The sequence below is a fragment of the Nocardia sp. NPDC004415 genome (assembly GCF_053602435.1).
The window spans coordinates 25003-39892 of record NZ_JBSGDP010000060.1 but is presented as its reverse complement, the minus strand read 5'-3'; the positions used below and the strand labels follow the sequence as shown (position 1 = coordinate 39892).

Sequence of the window (14890 nt, the reverse complement as noted above, 5' to 3'; positions counted from 1 at the left end):
GCCGTGCACCTCCACCGGGCCGTGGGGCGGGTGGCGCGCGACTTGGTGGGGGGGATCCCGCCGCCCGAGCAGCGACGCGGGTACCGGGACGAGGACGACGAGCCCTTCGGCTCCGGTCTCGTCGCCGACCTGGTCCGGCCGGTGGACTCGCCGCCGCGTGAGCGACCCGCCTGGCGCGCGGAGTATCTCGACCCGCCCCGGTCGGGCTCGCGCGCGTGGAGCCTGGTCGGTGTCGTGGTGGTACTGATCCTGCGGCGACCACCACCGACCACCCGCTGAGCCTGCCCGGGACTCGGGCGGGCCGAAGTTGTCGGACCGTCGTCCTACGCTGCCGATCGTGCCCGAGCCCGTACTTCCGGCTGCCGCCCGTCAGCTGGCCTTCGACGAACTGGAGACCCCGCTCTACGACACCACTTTCGTCGTCGTCGACCTGGAGACGACCGGGACCAGCCCGGAGGGGGATTCGATCACCGAGATCGGGGCGGTGAAGGTGCGTGGGGGAGAGGTGCTGGGGGAGTTCGCGACCCTGGTGAATCCGGGGTTCGCGATTCCGCCCGCGATCGTGCAGATCACCGGGATCACCACGGCCATGGTGTACGAGGCGCCGCGGATCGAGGCGGTGCTGCCGGGGTTCCTCGAATTCGCGGCGGGCGCGGTGCTGGTGGCGCACAACGCGCGCTTCGACACGGCCTTCCTGAAGGCGGCCGCGGCGCGCCAGCAGATCGCGTGGCCGAATCCGCAGGTGCTGTGCACGGTGAAACTGGCCCGGCGCGTACTCACCAAGGACGAGGCGCCCTCGGCCCGGCTCGGGGTGCTGGCCCAGGTGCTCGGTGCCGCCACCACGCCCACCCACCGCGCGCTCGACGACGCCCGCGCCACCGTCGACGTGCTGCACGCGCTCATCGCCCGGGTCGGCAACCAGGGCGTGCACAGCCTGACCGAACTGCTCGACTATCTGCCCGGGGTCACCGGCACCCAACGCGCCAAACGCACCTTCGCCGCCGATCTGCCCGCCGCGCCCGGGGTCTACCTGTTCCGTGGCCCCTCCGACGAAGTCCTCTATATAGGGACCGCGGTGAATCTGCGCCGCCGCGTACGCACCTACTTCACCGGCTCGGAGACCCGTGGCCGCATGAAAGAGATGGTGGCACTGGCTAATCGGGTCGATCACGTGGTGTGCGCGCACGGACTGGAGGCGGGTGTGCGCGAACTGCGCCTGCTCGCCGCGCACGCACCGCCCTACAACCGCCGCTCGAAGTTCCCGCGCCGCGGATGGTGGCTCACCCTCACCGACGAACCGTTCCCCCGCTTCACCACCGTGCGCACACCCACACGAACGGCGTTGGGGCCGTTCACCTCTCGCACCGACGCCCTCGATGTGGGCGCGACGATCGCCGAGTTCGCCGGGCTGCGCACCTGCCTCACCCGGCTCGCCCGCGGCGCCCGCCACACCTGCCCGCCCGCCGCCGTCGGCGGCTGCCCCGCGGCCCACCCCGAGGGCGACCTGGACATGCTCACCTACCGCCCCGCCGTCGACGCGGTCCGCGACCTGTTCACCGGCCGCTGTGACGCCCTCCTGCGCGCCATGCTCGACCGCGTCGAAAACCATGCCACCGCCGAACATTTCGAGGCCGCCGCCCGTCTGCGCGACCGCACCGCCACCGTCGTCACCCGGCTGCACCGCACCCAGCGCCTCGCCGCCCTGGCCCGCCTCGCCGAATTGATTGTCGCCCTGCCCGACGGCGCGGGCGGCTGGGAGTTCGCCGTCATCCGCCACGGCCGCCTCGCCGCCGCGGGCACCGCCCGCCGCGGCACCCCACCCATGGCCGTCGTCGACCAGATCCTCGCCGCCGCCGAAACCGTCGTCCCCGACCTGGGCGACGCGGCATCCGCCGACCGGTCACCCGCCGAGGTGCGCGCTCACCCGCTCGCGGCAGCAGGGCCGTGCTCGGCCGGACTCCATCCCGCCGAGGACGACATGCCCCCGTTGCGTGGCGCTTCGCCGGAGGAGGCCGGCGTCATCGCGCGGGCGCTCACGGCCCCGGGCGCCCGCATCGTCCGGGTCAGCGAGGGCTATCACGAACCCCTGCACGGCGCCGCCCGCTGGGCCGCCTGGGCCCAACGGGCCCGAACCGCCGCCTCGGCGCGCACCGAAGGCGAGGAATACCTCGCCGAGCGCTAACCGTCACCGCCGCCCCGGAGACGCCGCGCGCATCGGCCACAGAGGGCTCGCGTCCACAACGTCGGCGCGGCCGTGGATCGAACGTGACGGCCATGACGTGCGCCCACCGTGCGGGTGATCGCGGCGTACGCACGTCGGCGCTACCCGGTATGCCGGGGCCGCTGTGACCCGCGAGTGTGCAGGCGTCGAGCCTGCCGGAGGCGTTCGAGCAGTGATCCGGAATCATGGGGGACATCGCAGGATCGTGGTGGCTGGACGCGGACGAAAGGGATCGACGGCGGATGTTCGTGAAGGTGTGTGGGCTGACCACCGAGGAACAGATCGACTGGGCCGTGGAGCTCGGGTACTCGGCGATCGGGGTCATGGTCACGACCAAGAGCAAGCGGTATCGCACCCTGGAGCAGGCGCGGGCGCTGGCCGGATACGCGCGCGGGCGGATCGGCACCTTCGCGGTGGCTTTGGAGCCCGCCGAGGTCGCCGAGGTGGCCGACGCGTTCGACGTGGTGCAGCTGTACCGGTGGGCCGATCTGCCGAACCTGGCGTTCTGCTCGTCGGCGCCGCCGGAACCGGGACAGACCAGCGAATACTTCTTCTACGACGCCAGCGCGGGCTCGGGGGTCTTCGAGGAGTTCCCCGAGTGGGTGCGCGCGCTGCCGGGCAAGGTCGTGCTGGCGGGCGGGCTCGACGCGGACAATGTCGCCGACACCATCGCCCGGCACCGGCCCTACGGCGTCGACGTGTCCAGTTCGGTGGAGACGGCGCCGGGGGTGAAGAGCTACGAGCTCATGCGCCGGTTCAAAGCGGCCACCGAGCGGCGCGAAGTTCTAGGCTGATCCCATGATTACCGCGATCGTGCTGATCCAGGCCGAGAACTCTCGCATCCCCGAGACCGCGCAGGCGCTCGCCGACACCGCCGGAGTCGCCGAGGTGTACTCCTGCGCGGGCGATGTCGACCTGATCGCGATCGTGCGGGTGCGCGACCACGAACGCATCGCCGAAGTGGTCACCGGCGGCATCGACAAGGTGCCCGGCGTGGTCCGCACCACCACCCACATCGCCTTCAAGTCCTACTCCAGCGCCGACGTGGAAGCCGGATTCTCGCTGGGGGAGTGAGGCTTTCGCCCGCTCAGGCCTCGTCGAGGGTCTGGGTCAGCTCGGCCCAGGTCTGCAGCAGCTTCGCCGCCGCGCCGCTGTCCACCGCGGCGGCGGCGCGCTCGATGCCCGCGGCCAGCGCGGCGTCCAGATCCAGGTCGACATCGCCCACCCCGCGCGAGAGGTCGTAGGCCACGATCGCCGCGGCCGAGTTCAGCAGCACCGCGTCGCGCACCGCGCCGGGCGCCCCGGCGAACACCTCCCGGGCGATGGTCGCGTTGTCCTGGGCGTCACCGCCGCGCAGCGCGTCCAGATCGACGCGGGGGATACCCAGGCTGGTCGGGTCGAGCACGGTCTGCCGGACGCGTCCCCCGCTGACGATCCACACATCGGTGCGGTCGGAGGTGGTGATCTCGTCGAGCCCGTCGCGCCCCCGCACCACCAGCGCGCTCGCGCCGCGTTCGGCGAACACCCCCGCGATCACGGGCGCCAGGTCGGCGAACGCGCACCCGATCAGCCCCGCGCGCGGCTGGGCCGGGTTGGTGAGCGGACCAAGCACGTTGAACACGGTCGGGATGCCGATCTCCTTGCGCGCCGGACCGGCGAAGCGCAGCCCGGAGTGGAACAGCGGGGCGAAGCAGAAGCCGATCCCGGCCTCGCGCACCGAGCGCGCCACCGATTCGGGGCCCAGCGCCAGCTTCACGCCCAGCGCCTCGAGCACATCGGCGCCGCCCGCCTTGGAGGAGGCCGCCCGGTTGCCGTGCTTGACCACCGGGACGCCACTGGCCGCCACCACCACCGAGGACATGGTGGAGATGTTGACCGAACCGGAGCGGTCGCCGCCGGTGCCGACGATGTCGACCGCGTCGCCGTCACCGGGCACCAGGCGGGCGTGCCCGAGCATGCCCGCGACCATGCCGCCCAGTTCGGCGGGGGTGGGGCCCTTGATCTTCATGGCGACGCCGAAGGCCGCGATCTGGGCGGCGGTGGCGTTGTCGGTGAAGATCTCGTCGATCACCCAGGTGGTGTCGTCGGCGGCCAGGTCGCCGCCGTCGGCGAGGGTTCCGAGCACCTGGGGCCAGCTGCGCACGCTCATCAGCTCCGCATCTCCGTTCGACGACACAGCACGCAACTCTGATCGGGCGCACCGGGATGGCGCAAGGGCATGTGCGCCGTGGGCGAGTTTACGGTGCGGGACGCGGTGGCTGCAGCGCGTCCCAGCCGTCGGCGACGCCGTCGTGGCGCTGGGCCAGCCCCGCCATCCGGGAGCGTTCCTGCGAACAGCTCAGCGGATCGAGCAGCTGCACGCGCTGCAACAGCACCGGGACGAGGTCGCCGGTGGCCGGGCGATCGCTCTCGACGCGCTGGTAGCCGTCGTATCCGGCGATCTCGGCGGCGGTGTCGACCTGGTCGGCGGGCAGGCGCAGGTGATGACGCAGCACCGCCTCGGCCTCGCGATCGAGCTCGGTGGCCCGGTCCAGGGCGCTCGAGGCGGACTCCGCGTCGTCGAAACTCGACGCGACCACCACCAGATCGGCCCGCGCCGGGTCCAGCGACTCGGTCTGCCCGCCGAACAACCGCCGCCACATCCGCACCACGACCATGCCGCCTCCTCGTCTCAGGTTATCCACATCCAACGCTGTCACAATGGGTCGTCACGTGATAGCCGCCAACACGCCGACGGTGGTTCCGGACCCCCTCTGTACGTGGGTTTTCCGATTCACGCGACAAACTTTCGTACCCGGGTACAGCTGTCGTACTACGAAGAGTCATACTTACCCCGTGACGACCGCAGTAGGCACCCCAGGATCGGCCATTACTCAGCGTGTGCATTCGCTGAACCGGCCCAACATGGTCAGCGTCGGAACCATCATCTGGCTGTCGAGCGAGCTGATGTTCTTCGCCGGCCTCTTCGCCATGTACTTCGTTGCGCGCGCGCAGGCGCACGGCAACTGGCCCCCGGAGCCGACCGAGCTGAACATGAAGCTCGCCGTTCCGGTGACGGCCGTGCTGGTCGCATCGTCGTTCACGTGCCAGATGGGTGTGTTCGCCGCGGAGAAGGGCGACGTGTTCGGCCTGCGCCGCTGGTACGTGATCACGCTGCTGATGGGCGCGTTCTTCGTCTTCGGCCAGGGCTACGAGTACTACCACCTGGTGCATGAGGGAACCACGATCGCCGACAGCTCCTACGGCTCGGTTTTCTACATCACCACCGGCTTCCACGGTCTGCACGTGATCGGCGGTCTGATCGCGTTCGTGTTCCTGCTCATCCGCACCTCGCTGAGCAAGTTCACGCCCGCTCAGGCCACCGCCGCCATCGTGGTGTCCTACTACTGGCACTTCGTCGACATCGTGTGGATCGGGCTGTTCGCCACGATCTACTTCGTCCGCTAGCGCGCGGGCGCACAGCATTTGCACAAGTCGGTTCCGTCTACTCCAAAGGGACACAGATGAGTTCATCTCCCCCGTCGGCCCCAGAGCCCGCTGGCCCCGGCACCGGTCAGGCCGCCAAGACGCGTAAGCAGCGTCGCGCCCGCCGTCGTATCGCGGGTGCTCTCGCGCTGATGGTCGGCCTCGTCGGAGCCGGCTTCCTGGCCACCGCGCTCACCCCCGAGCCCCAGGTCGCCACCGCGCACGAGGACACCTCCGCGCTGATCCGCGAGGGCAAGCAGCTCTACGACACCTCCTGCATCACCTGCCACGGCGCGAACCTGCAGGGTGTCGCCGACCGTGGTCCGAGCCTGATCGGTGTCGGCGAGGCCGCGGTCTACTTCCAGGTCTCCACCGGCCGCATGCCGATGGCCGCCAACGGCGCCCAGGCCGTGCGCAAGCCGCCGAAGTTCGACGCGCACCAGACCGACGCGCTCGGCGCGTACGTCGCCGCCAACGGCGGTGGCCCCTCGGTGGTCCGTGACGCGAACGGCGAGATCGCCCAGGAGTCGCTGCGCGGTGCCGACATCGCCCGTGGCTCGGAGCTGTTCCGCATGAACTGCGCCTCCTGCCACAACTTCACCGCCCGTGGCGGTGCGCTCTCCGGCGGTAAGTTCGCCCCGCCGCTGGAGCCGGCCAGCGAGGCGCAGCTCTACACCGCGATGCTCACCGGCCCGCAGAACATGCCGAAGTTCTCCGACCGTCAGCTGTCGTCGGAGGAGAAGCGCGACATCGTCGCCTACGTCAAGAACGCGGCCGAGGAGAAGTCCCCCGGCGGCTGGGACCTGGGCGGTTTCGGTCCGGCGACCGAAGGCCTCGCCATCTGGGTCATCGGCATCACCGCCGTGGTCGGCGCCGCGATGTGGATCGGATCGCGGTCATGACCGGTCAGCGCGCGGAGGCGGTAGCGCGGCGTGACCACGCAGCGCGCCCGAGCATGACGAATTGGATGCAGCCATGAGTGGACAGGAGCACAGCGACATGGGTCGCGAACCCACCGAGGACGAACTGGACGCGATGTCGCGGGACGAGCTGGTCGAGCTCGGTACCGGACGCGACGACGTCGAGGTCGTCTACCGCAACGAGCGGTGGCCCACGCCCGGCACCCGGGCCGAGAAGCGCGCCGAGCGCGCCGTCACGTTCTGGTTCGCCATCTCCGGCCTCGCCGCGGCCGCGCTGATCGGTGTCTTCCTGTTCTGGCCCTGGGAGTGGAAGGGCAACCGGCAGGACGGCCACCAGGCCTACGCGCTGTTCACCCCGCTGGTCGGCCTGACCTTCGGCATCTCGGTGCTGGTCATCGGTATCGCGGTGGTGCTGATCCGCAAGCGGTTCATCCCCGCCGAGATCTCCATCCAGCAGCGCCACGACGGCCCGTCCGACGAGGTCGAGCGCCGCACCCTGGCCGCCGAGCTGCAGGACGCGCTGGACTCCTCCACCCTGGGCCGCCGCAAGATGATGCTCGGTACCGCGGGCGCCGGTGTCGGCGTGCTCGGTATCGGCGCGCTGCTGGTGTTCGTCGGTGGCATGGTCAAGAACCCGTGGGCCAAGCGCGACAAGTCGCCGCTGTGGGTCTCGGGCTGGACCCCGGACTACCCGGGCGAGACCATCTACATCCGTCGCGACACCGGCCGTCCGCAGGACGTCGTGCTGGTGCGTCCGGAAGACCTGGACGCCGGCGCCATGGAGACCGTGTTCCCGTGGAAGGAGAAGTGGCGCGGCGACGAGCACGAGACGCTGCAGTCGCTGCGCGGCATCCGCAACTCCGTCATGCTGATCCGCCTGCGCACCGCCGACGCGGAGAAGGCGATCAAGCGCAAGGGTCAGGAGAGCTTCAACTTCGGCGACTACTTCGCCTACTCGAAGATCTGCACCCACCTCGGCTGCCCCACCTCGCTGTTCGAGCAGCAGACCAACCGCATCCTGTGCCCCTGCCATCAGTCGCAGTTCTCGGCGACCGAATGGGGTAAGCCGGTCTTCGGTCCCGCCGCCCGCGCACTGCCTCAGCTGCCGATCACCGTCAACGCCGAAGGCTTCCTGGTCGCGAACGGCGACTTCATCGAGCCGCTCGGCCCGGCCTTCTGGGAGCGTCGTTCATGAGCACTCTGGTGGCGAACCAAGCCAACGAGATGGACGAGCGGTATCGCGCCGCGGCGTTCGTCAAGCGGTCGATCAACAAGGTCTTCCCGACCCACTGGTCGTTCCTGCTGGGCGAGATCGCGCTGTACTCGTTCATCATCCTGCTGCTGTCGGGTATCTACCTGACGCTGTACTTCGACCCGTCGATGGCGCACGTCACCTACGACGGTGCCTACCAGCCGCTGCGCGGCGTCGGCATGTCGCGGGCCTACGAGACCGCGCTGAACATCTCCTTCGAGGTGCGCGGCGGTCTGTTCGTCCGGCAGATCCATCACTGGGCGGCGCTGCTGTTCGCGGCGTCGATCATCATCCACCTGTTCCGCATCTTCTTCACCGGCGCGTTCCGCAAGCCGCGTGAGGCGAACTGGGTGATCGGCTCGCTGCTGCTGATCCTGGCGATGTTCGAGGGCTTCTTCGGCTACTCGCTGCCCGACGACCTGCTCTCCGGTACCGGTCTGCGCGCCGCGTTCTCCGGCATCGTGATCGGTGTCCCGGTGGCGGGTACGTGGATCCACTGGCTGATGTTCGGTGGCGACTTCCCGGGCGAGATCATCATCCCGCGCCTCTACATCGCGCACGTGCTGCTGCTTCCCGGCATCATCCTGGCGCTGATCGGCGCGCACGTCGCGCTGGTCTGGTACCAGAAGCACACCCAGTTCCCCGGCCCCGGCCGGACCGAGAACAACGTGGTCGGCGCGCGTATCGTGCCGGTGTTCGCCGCGGACCAGGGCGCGTTCTTCGCCTTCACCCTCGGCATCGTCGGCATCATGGGTGGTGTCCTGCAGATCAACCCGATCTGGAACCTGGGCCCGTACAACCCGTCACAGGTCTCGGCGGGTTCCCAGCCCGACTTCTACATGATGTGGACCGACGGCATGGCGCGCCTGATGCCGCCGTGGGAGCTCTATCTGGGCCGGTACACGGTCCCGGCGGTGTTCTGGGTCGCCCTGGTCATGGGTCTGGTGTTCACGCTGCTGATCGCCTACCCGTGGATCGAGAAGCGGCTCACCAACGACCGCACCGCGCACCACAACCTGCTGCAGCGTCCGCGCGACGTGCCCGTGCGCACCGCCATCGGTGCCATGGCCATCGCGTTCTACGTGGTGCTCACGCTCTCGTGTGTCAACGACATCATCGCGCTGAAGTTCGACATCTCGCTGAACGCGACCACCTGGATCGGCCGTATCGGTGTGCTGCTGCTGCCGCCCATCGCGTACTTCGTGACCTACCGGTTCTGCATCGGTCTGCAGCGCAGTGACCGGGCGGTGCTCGAGCACGGCATCGAGACCGGCGTGATCAAGCGACTGCCGCACGGTGAGTACATCGAGGTGCACCAGCCGCTGGGCCCGGTCGACGACCACGGCCACGCGATCCCGCTGGAGTACCAGGGCGCCGCGGTGCCGAAGAAGATGAACAAGCTGGGTTCGGCGGGCAAGCCGGGTCTGGGCAGCTTCCTGCGCCCCGACCCCACGGCCGAGTCCGACGCCTACTTCGAGAACGAGCACGCCGACGAGCACCGGATGCTCACCGCGCTCGCCGAGGAGCAGGCGCGTGTCGAAGGCGGCAAGTCGAACGGTCACTGACCGGCCGCACCGAACGAAAGGCCCCGGATCGCTCAGCGGTCCGGGGCCTTCGGCGTTCGCGGGTCAGAGCCGCGGGGTGCGGCGGTAGGCCTCGATCGCGTCGAACTTGGCCAGGTTGTGCCGGGCGTCGGCCAGCGCGTCGTGGGCGTCGCCGGGGATCGGCGGCAGCTCGGGGCTGCCGTGCGCGGCCCAGTGCTGGCGCAACTCGTTGGTGTAGCGGGGCAGTTCCTTGGGCAGCGCGGTCATATCGCCCCAGAGCTGGCACAGCGCCACATGGTCGTAGGCGGCCACCCAGGCCCACAGCTCCGGCTGCACGCTCGGGCGCGGCAGGAAGAACTTGTGCAGGTCGTCGCGGATCTGTTCTCTGGTGCGATACAGCGGCGATCCCGCCGGCGGCAACTTCGGCAGCACGTGCTTGCGCACCCACGGCCCGGCCCGGCCCGCGTCGAATTCGGTCGAGACCGCGTAGTACTCGCGCCCGTCCTCACAGACCACGCCGATCGAGATCAGATCGATCGTCACGCCGTCCTCGATGAATTCCGAATCATAAAAATATCGCAGGGAGATCGCCTCTTCGTACCGTTGATGGGTCGGTCGGGAAGACCCTATGCCGCGTGGTGCGCGCGTCCTGCGCACGGGTGCACCGCGCGTACCGCGGCGGGGACCGAGAACGTATTCTTATCGGGTGACCTGGACCGTCGACGTACCCATTGACCGCCTGCCGGAACTGCCGCCGCTGCCCGCCGAGCTGCGTACCCGGCTCGACGCCGCACTGGCCCGGCCCGCCCTGCAGCAGCCGTCCTGGGACGCCGACGAGGCCGCCACCATGCGCACCGTGCTCGAGAGCGTGCCGCCGATCTGCCTGCCCGCCGAGGTGGAGGAGCTCAAGACCCAGCTCGCCGCCGTGGCGCGCGGCGAGGCGTTCCTCATGCAGGGCGGTGACTGCGCGGAGACCTTCGCCGACAACACCGAACCGCACATCCGCGGCAATATCCGCACGCTGCTGCAGATGGCGGTGGTACTCACCTACGGCGCGAGCCTGCCGGTGGTGAAGGTGGCGCGCATCGCGGGCCAGTACGCCAAGCCGCGTTCGTCGGACACCGACGCGCTGGGCCTGACCTCCTACCGCGGCGACATGGTCAACTCGCTGGTCGCCGACCAGGCGCTGCGCCGCCACGACCCCTCGCGGCTGGTGCGCGCCTACGCCAATGCCAGTGCCGCGATGAACCTGGTCCGCGCGCTCACCAGTGCGGGCATGGCAGACCTGCACAAGGTGCACGACTGGAACCGCGATTTCGTCGCCCAGTCGCCCGCGGGCGCGCGCTACGAGGCGCTGGCCGAGGAGATCGACCGCGGCCTGCGGTTCATGACCGCCTGCCAGGTCAACGACCCGAGCCTGAAGTCGGCGCGCATCTACGCCTCGCACGAGGCGCTGGTGCTCGACTACGAGCGCGCCATGCTGCGCCTGAGCGAATCCGAGACCGGCGAACCGCTGCTCTACGACCTCTCGGCGCACTTCCTGTGGATCGGGGAGCGCACCCGTCAGCTCGACGGCGCCCACATCGCGCTGGCCGAACTCCTGGCCAACCCGATCGGCCTCAAGATCGGCCCGACCACCACCCCCGACCAGGCGGTGGAGTACGTCGAGCGGCTCGACCCGAACAACGAGCCCGGCCGGCTCACCCTGGTCGCCCGGATGGGCAACGGCAAGGTGCGCGAGGTGCTGCCGCCGATCATCGAGAAGGTGCAGGCCACCGGCCACCAGGTGATCTGGCAGTGCGACCCCATGCACGGCAACACCCACGAATCGTCCACCGGCTTCAAGACCCGCCACTTCGACCGCATCGTCGACGAGGTGCAGGGCTTCTTCGAGGTGCACCACGCCCTGGGCACCCACCCCGGCGGCCTGCACATCGAGCTGACCGGCGAGAACGTCACCGAATGCCTCGGCGGCGCCCAGGACATCTCCGACCTCGACCTCGAGGACCGCTACGAGACGGCCTGCGACCCCCGCCTCAACACCCAGCAGTCCCTCGAGCTGTCGTTCCTCGTGGCGGAAATGCTGCGGTGATCGGCGGGGGCCGGTAGGGCTCAGTTCGCCACGAGGTCGTCGATCTGGTTGATCGCGCCCGTGGCGCCTTCGACTACGCCCATGTCGAGGACCTGCTGCAGGCCCTCGGCGGTGTCGTAGACGCTGACGTAGATGGCGGTGGTGCGGCCGCCGTCCTCGGTGAAGGTGTAGGTGTTGGTGGACACCGGCATCGTGGTGACGGGGTTGAAGCTCTCGTCGGCGAAGCCGTCCTTGAAGCTGAAGCCGGTGGGCTCGTCGACCGAGACGATCTCCCAGTAGCCGGCGAACTTCTCGCCCTCGGGGGAGGTCATGTAGTAGGTGACGCGGCCGCCGGGGGCGAGCGAGTGCTCGACCACGGTCGCCGGATAGGTGGGCGGGCCCCAGATCTTCTCCAGCTGGCGCGGGTCGGCGTAGATCTGCCAGATGCGGGCGCGCGGGGCCGCGAATTCGGCGGTGATGGTGAGGGTGCGGGTGTCGAGATCGTGGGAGACATCGGTGACGGGCATGATTCATTCCTCCTGGTGAAGGTCGATCGCGATGAGGTCGTCGATCCGGCCGATACGGCCGCGCCAGATCTGTTCCAGTTCGGCGAGCATGCCGGCGACCGTCCGGACCGCCGCGACGTCACCGCTGGCCAGTTGTTCCCGGCCCTGGCGTCGTTTGGTCAGCAGTCCGGCACGTTCCAGCACGGCCACGTGCTTCTGGACGGCGGCGAAACTCATGTCGTAGTTCTCCGCCAGTGCCGACACCGAATGCTCGCCCGCCAGCACACGGCGCACGATATCGCGCCGGGTGCGGTCGGCGAGCGCGTGGAACAAGGCGTCTGCCGCGTCCTCGTCGGTGTCGTTCACCCCTCGAATGTACAACCAAGTGGTTGTATGTTGTCAACCCCTCGAGCCGAACCGATTCAGCGGGGACCGCGACCGGGCTTTCCGGCTCTTCAAGGCAGGGCGGTCAGCGTCACCGTGCTGCCCGCCTCCGCATTCGAGTTGAAGCCGGGGACCTGGCCGATCACCAGGGAACTGTCGGAGTCGGTGAGGGACTTGACCTCCACCTGCAGGCCGAGCTGCTGCAGTTTGGCGCGGGCGCTGCCCACCGACTGCCCCATCACATTGGGCACCTTCACCGCGCTGGAGACGATGAGGGTGACGCTGTCGCCGGACTGCAGGGTGGTGCCGACGGCGGGATCGGTGCCGATCGCCTTGTCGCCCTCCACGCTCTTGTCGAACTGCACGCGGGTCTCGCGCACGGTCAGGCCCGCCGCGGCCAGGGCCTTGGCGGCGTCCTCGGTGGACTTGCCGCGCACATCCGGCACATTCACCGGCTGCGAGCCCTTGCTGCGATACACCTTCACCTGCGCGCCCATCGGCAGGACCGTGCCGGGCGCGGGCTCCACCTTCGCCAGGGTGCCCTTGGGGGCGGTGCTGGCGGCCTCACCCGCGTCGATCGGCTGGAGTCCGGCATCGCGAATGGCCTGATTGGTCGTGGAGATCTGGTCGCCGGGGTTGATGTCGGGCACCCGCGGCTTGCCGTTGGAGATGAGCACCGCGACGGTGGAGCTCTTGGTCACCCGCGAGCCCGCCGACGGATCGGTGCCGACCACCCCGCCCACCGGGATCGTGTCGGAGGCCTTCTGCCGCAGCACCGTCTCGAATCCGGCCTCCTGCAGCACGGCCACGGCGCGCTCGGAATCCATGCCCGCGATCGCCGGGACCGCCGTGTAGCGGCCGACCCCGACCCACCAGCCGCCGATGCCGACCAGCAGGGTGAGCGCGGTGACGATGCCGACCCACATCAGCCCGGTGCGGCGCGAGCCGGTCTCGTTCGGTGCGAGCGGATGATGCTGGACGGGCTGGACGTACTCGTCGGGGCGCGGACGCTGCGCGGTGACCACCCGGGTGTGCTGTGGTTGCGCGGCGGGCGCCGGAACCGGGTGCGCGGCCACCGGATTCGGGGTCGCGGGACTGTCACCGGGATGGTGGGCGGCACCGGTGCGGTAGTTCTCGGACAGGTGCTCGGCCGAATCCCGCGGGGCGGGCACCCGATACGGCGGCAGATTCAGCAGCATGGCGATCGATTGCAGCTGCGCGGCCATCTCGTGGGCGTCGGCGAAACGCTGTGCGGGATCGCGGGAGGTGGCCTTGGCGACCAGCGCGTCGAACTCCGGTGGCACGCCACCGATGAACTGGCTCGGCGCCGGCACGTCGTTCTCCACCCGCTGATAGGCCACCGACAGCGAGTTGTCGCCGGTGAACGGCACCCGGCCGGTGAGCAGCTCGAAGATCAGGATGCCGAAGGAGTACACGTCGCTGCGCGCGTCGGCGGTGCCGGTGGTGACCTGCTCCGGGGACAGGTAGGCGGCCGTGCCGAGGATCACGCTGGCGGAGGTGGTGTTGGCGGCGGCGACGGCGCGCACCAGCCCGAAGTCGGCGATCTTCACCTCGCCCGCGTCCGAGATCAGCACGTTCTCCGGCTTGATGTCGCGGTGCACCAGGCCCGCGTCGTGGGCGGTGCCGATCGCGCGCAGCACCGGCTCGGCGACCGCGCGCACCGCGTGCGGGGGCATCGGGCCGCGCTCGCGCAGCAGTTCGCGCAGTGTGCCGCCCTCGACGAGTTCCATGATGAGGAAGGGGTATTCGCCGTCGACACCCTGGTCGTAGACGGCCACCAGCGAGTTGTGCTTGAGCTTGGCCACCGCGCGCGCCTCGAATTCGAAGCGGGTGAGGAACTGCGGATCTCCGGCGAACTTGGGATCCATCACCTTGATCGCCACCGGGCGATCCAGCCGGGTGTCGGTACCCCGGAACACCATCGACATTCCGCCGCGCGCGATCGGCGCATCGATGCGGTAGCGCCCTTCCAGCATCTGGCCGATCAAGTGATGTCCTCCGGCTTTCACAAACTTCTCACCCCTCGCGACACTGCGACAAGCGACCGGCCACCCGGTGCGGCCACCACGATCGTAGCCGTGCGGGCCTGGCATACCAGCGGATGCACGCCCGGCCCCGTCCACTACCGTTGTCCGGGTGAGTGCCTTCCCCTGCAGCGACGACGTCCTGCCCGACACCGAAACCCTCGTCTCGCTTCCCGAGGCCGCCGAGATACTCGGCGTACCGGTGACCGCGGTGCATCAGCTGCTGCGCGACCACCAGCTCCTCGCGGTCCGGCGCAACGGTGTCGCCGGCATTCCGTCCCGCTTCTTCGACGACAACGACGAGATCGTCCGCATGCTGCCCGGCCTGATCACCGTGATGCGCGACGGCAAGTACTCCGACGAGGACATCCTGCGCTGGATCTACACCGACGACGACTCGCTGCCCGGCCGCCCGGTCGACGCCCTGCACGGCCCGCTGGCCCGTGAGGTCGTGCGCCGCGCCGCCGCCGAACCCTTCTGAT

Annotated in this window: 16 protein-coding genes; 10 read left to right on the top strand and 6 right to left on the bottom strand. The window is 69.6% G+C overall.

All coding sequences use genetic code 11. From position 1 onward, the window contains the following. The 4 genes from ACWEMY_RS23740 to ACWEMY_RS23725 all read left to right on the top strand — a co-directional run. The coding region (locus tag ACWEMY_RS23740) for a hypothetical protein (protein ID WP_452391791.1) at positions 1 to 279 on the top strand (279 nt) is incomplete at its 5' end. Positions 280 to 337: 58 nt separating this feature from the next. After that, the gene (locus ACWEMY_RS23735; protein ID WP_452391790.1) at positions 338 to 2182 is read left to right on the top strand and encodes a DEDD exonuclease domain-containing protein; all 1845 of its coding nucleotides are present in this window, start codon (positions 338 to 340) and stop codon (positions 2180 to 2182) included. A gap of 281 nt (positions 2183 to 2463) precedes the next feature. Further along, positions 2464 to 3015, top strand: a complete 552-nt coding sequence (gene trpF / locus ACWEMY_RS23730) for a phosphoribosylanthranilate isomerase (protein WP_452391789.1) — start codon at positions 2464 to 2466, stop codon at positions 3013 to 3015. A 4-nt stretch (positions 3016 to 3019) separates the two neighbouring features. Next, on the top strand, positions 3020 to 3295 hold the full coding sequence (locus ACWEMY_RS23725) for an Lrp/AsnC family transcriptional regulator (RefSeq protein ID WP_278265520.1): 276 nt from the start codon (positions 3020 to 3022) through the stop codon (positions 3293 to 3295). 13 nt (positions 3296 to 3308) lie between these two features. On the opposite strand, the gene trpD is transcribed toward ACWEMY_RS23725, so the two are convergent. Together trpD and ACWEMY_RS23715 are read right to left on the bottom strand one after the other, a co-directional pair. Next, positions 3309 to 4370: an anthranilate phosphoribosyltransferase gene (gene trpD / locus ACWEMY_RS23720; protein WP_452391788.1), complete on the bottom strand. Its 1062-nt coding sequence runs from the start codon at positions 4368 to 4370 to the stop codon at positions 3309 to 3311. Positions 4371 to 4458: 88 nt separating this feature from the next. Further along, the gene (locus tag ACWEMY_RS23715) at positions 4459 to 4878 is read right to left on the bottom strand and encodes a hypothetical protein (protein ID WP_375937669.1); all 420 of its coding nucleotides are present in this window, start codon (positions 4876 to 4878) and stop codon (positions 4459 to 4461) included. A 178-nt stretch (positions 4879 to 5056) separates the two neighbouring features. On the opposite strand from ACWEMY_RS23715, the gene ctaE reads away from it, so the two are divergent. The 4 genes from ctaE to qcrB all read left to right on the top strand — a co-directional run bounded on the left by ctaE (position 5057) and on the right by qcrB (position 9423). Then, positions 5057 to 5668 (top strand): aa3-type cytochrome oxidase subunit III, encoded by a 612-nt coding sequence (ctaE, locus tag ACWEMY_RS23710; RefSeq protein WP_452391787.1) that lies wholly within the window; start codon positions 5057 to 5059, stop codon positions 5666 to 5668. A gap of 56 nt (positions 5669 to 5724) precedes the next feature. Continuing rightward, complete coding sequence (gene qcrC, locus ACWEMY_RS23705; protein WP_375937675.1) at positions 5725 to 6588, top strand: cytochrome bc1 complex diheme cytochrome c subunit; 864 nt, start codon at positions 5725 to 5727, stop codon at positions 6586 to 6588. A gap of 73 nt (positions 6589 to 6661) precedes the next feature. Then, the gene (gene qcrA, locus ACWEMY_RS23700) at positions 6662 to 7801 is read left to right on the top strand and encodes a cytochrome bc1 complex Rieske iron-sulfur subunit (protein WP_375937678.1); all 1140 of its coding nucleotides are present in this window, start codon (positions 6662 to 6664) and stop codon (positions 7799 to 7801) included. Further along, positions 7798 to 9423 (top strand): cytochrome bc1 complex cytochrome b subunit, encoded by a 1626-nt coding sequence (qcrB, locus tag ACWEMY_RS23695; protein WP_375937681.1) that lies wholly within the window; start codon positions 7798 to 7800, stop codon positions 9421 to 9423. The genes qcrA and qcrB overlap by 4 nt, the downstream gene beginning before the upstream one ends. Positions 9424 to 9486: 63 nt before the next feature. Here the strand turns inward: qcrB and ACWEMY_RS23690 are convergent, their stop codons facing one another. After that, a complete protein-coding gene (locus tag ACWEMY_RS23690; protein ID WP_375937948.1) occupies positions 9487 to 9984 on the bottom strand; it encodes a polyadenylate-specific 3'-exoribonuclease AS in 498 nt (165 codons plus the stop codon). Positions 9985 to 10108: 124 nt separating this feature from the next. Between ACWEMY_RS23690 and ACWEMY_RS23685 the strand changes: the two genes are divergently transcribed. Beyond that, positions 10109 to 11494, top strand: a complete 1386-nt coding sequence (locus ACWEMY_RS23685; protein ID WP_452391786.1) for a class II 3-deoxy-7-phosphoheptulonate synthase — start codon at positions 10109 to 10111, stop codon at positions 11492 to 11494. A 20-nt stretch (positions 11495 to 11514) separates the two neighbouring features. Here the strand turns inward: ACWEMY_RS23685 and ACWEMY_RS23680 are convergent, their stop codons facing one another. The 3 genes from ACWEMY_RS23680 to pknB all read right to left on the bottom strand — a co-directional run bounded on the left by ACWEMY_RS23680 (position 11515) and on the right by pknB (position 14393). Then, positions 11515 to 12000, bottom strand: a complete 486-nt coding sequence (locus ACWEMY_RS23680) for an SRPBCC family protein (RefSeq protein ID WP_452391785.1) — start codon at positions 11998 to 12000, stop codon at positions 11515 to 11517. Between the two features lie 3 nt (positions 12001 to 12003). Further along, positions 12004 to 12345, bottom strand: coding sequence for an ArsR/SmtB family transcription factor (locus ACWEMY_RS23675; protein WP_452391784.1), 342 nt, complete (start codon positions 12343 to 12345; stop codon positions 12004 to 12006). Positions 12346 to 12434: 89 nt separating this feature from the next. Then, positions 12435 to 14393, bottom strand: coding sequence for a Stk1 family PASTA domain-containing Ser/Thr kinase (gene pknB, locus ACWEMY_RS23670; RefSeq protein ID WP_452391783.1), 1959 nt, complete (start codon positions 14391 to 14393; stop codon positions 12435 to 12437). A gap of 127 nt (positions 14394 to 14520) precedes the next feature. Between pknB and ACWEMY_RS23665 the strand changes: the two genes are divergently transcribed. Continuing rightward, positions 14521 to 14889: an Rv2175c family DNA-binding protein gene (locus tag ACWEMY_RS23665; protein ID WP_375937692.1), complete on the top strand. Its 369-nt coding sequence runs from the start codon at positions 14521 to 14523 to the stop codon at positions 14887 to 14889. Position 14890: the final 1 nt, after the last annotated feature.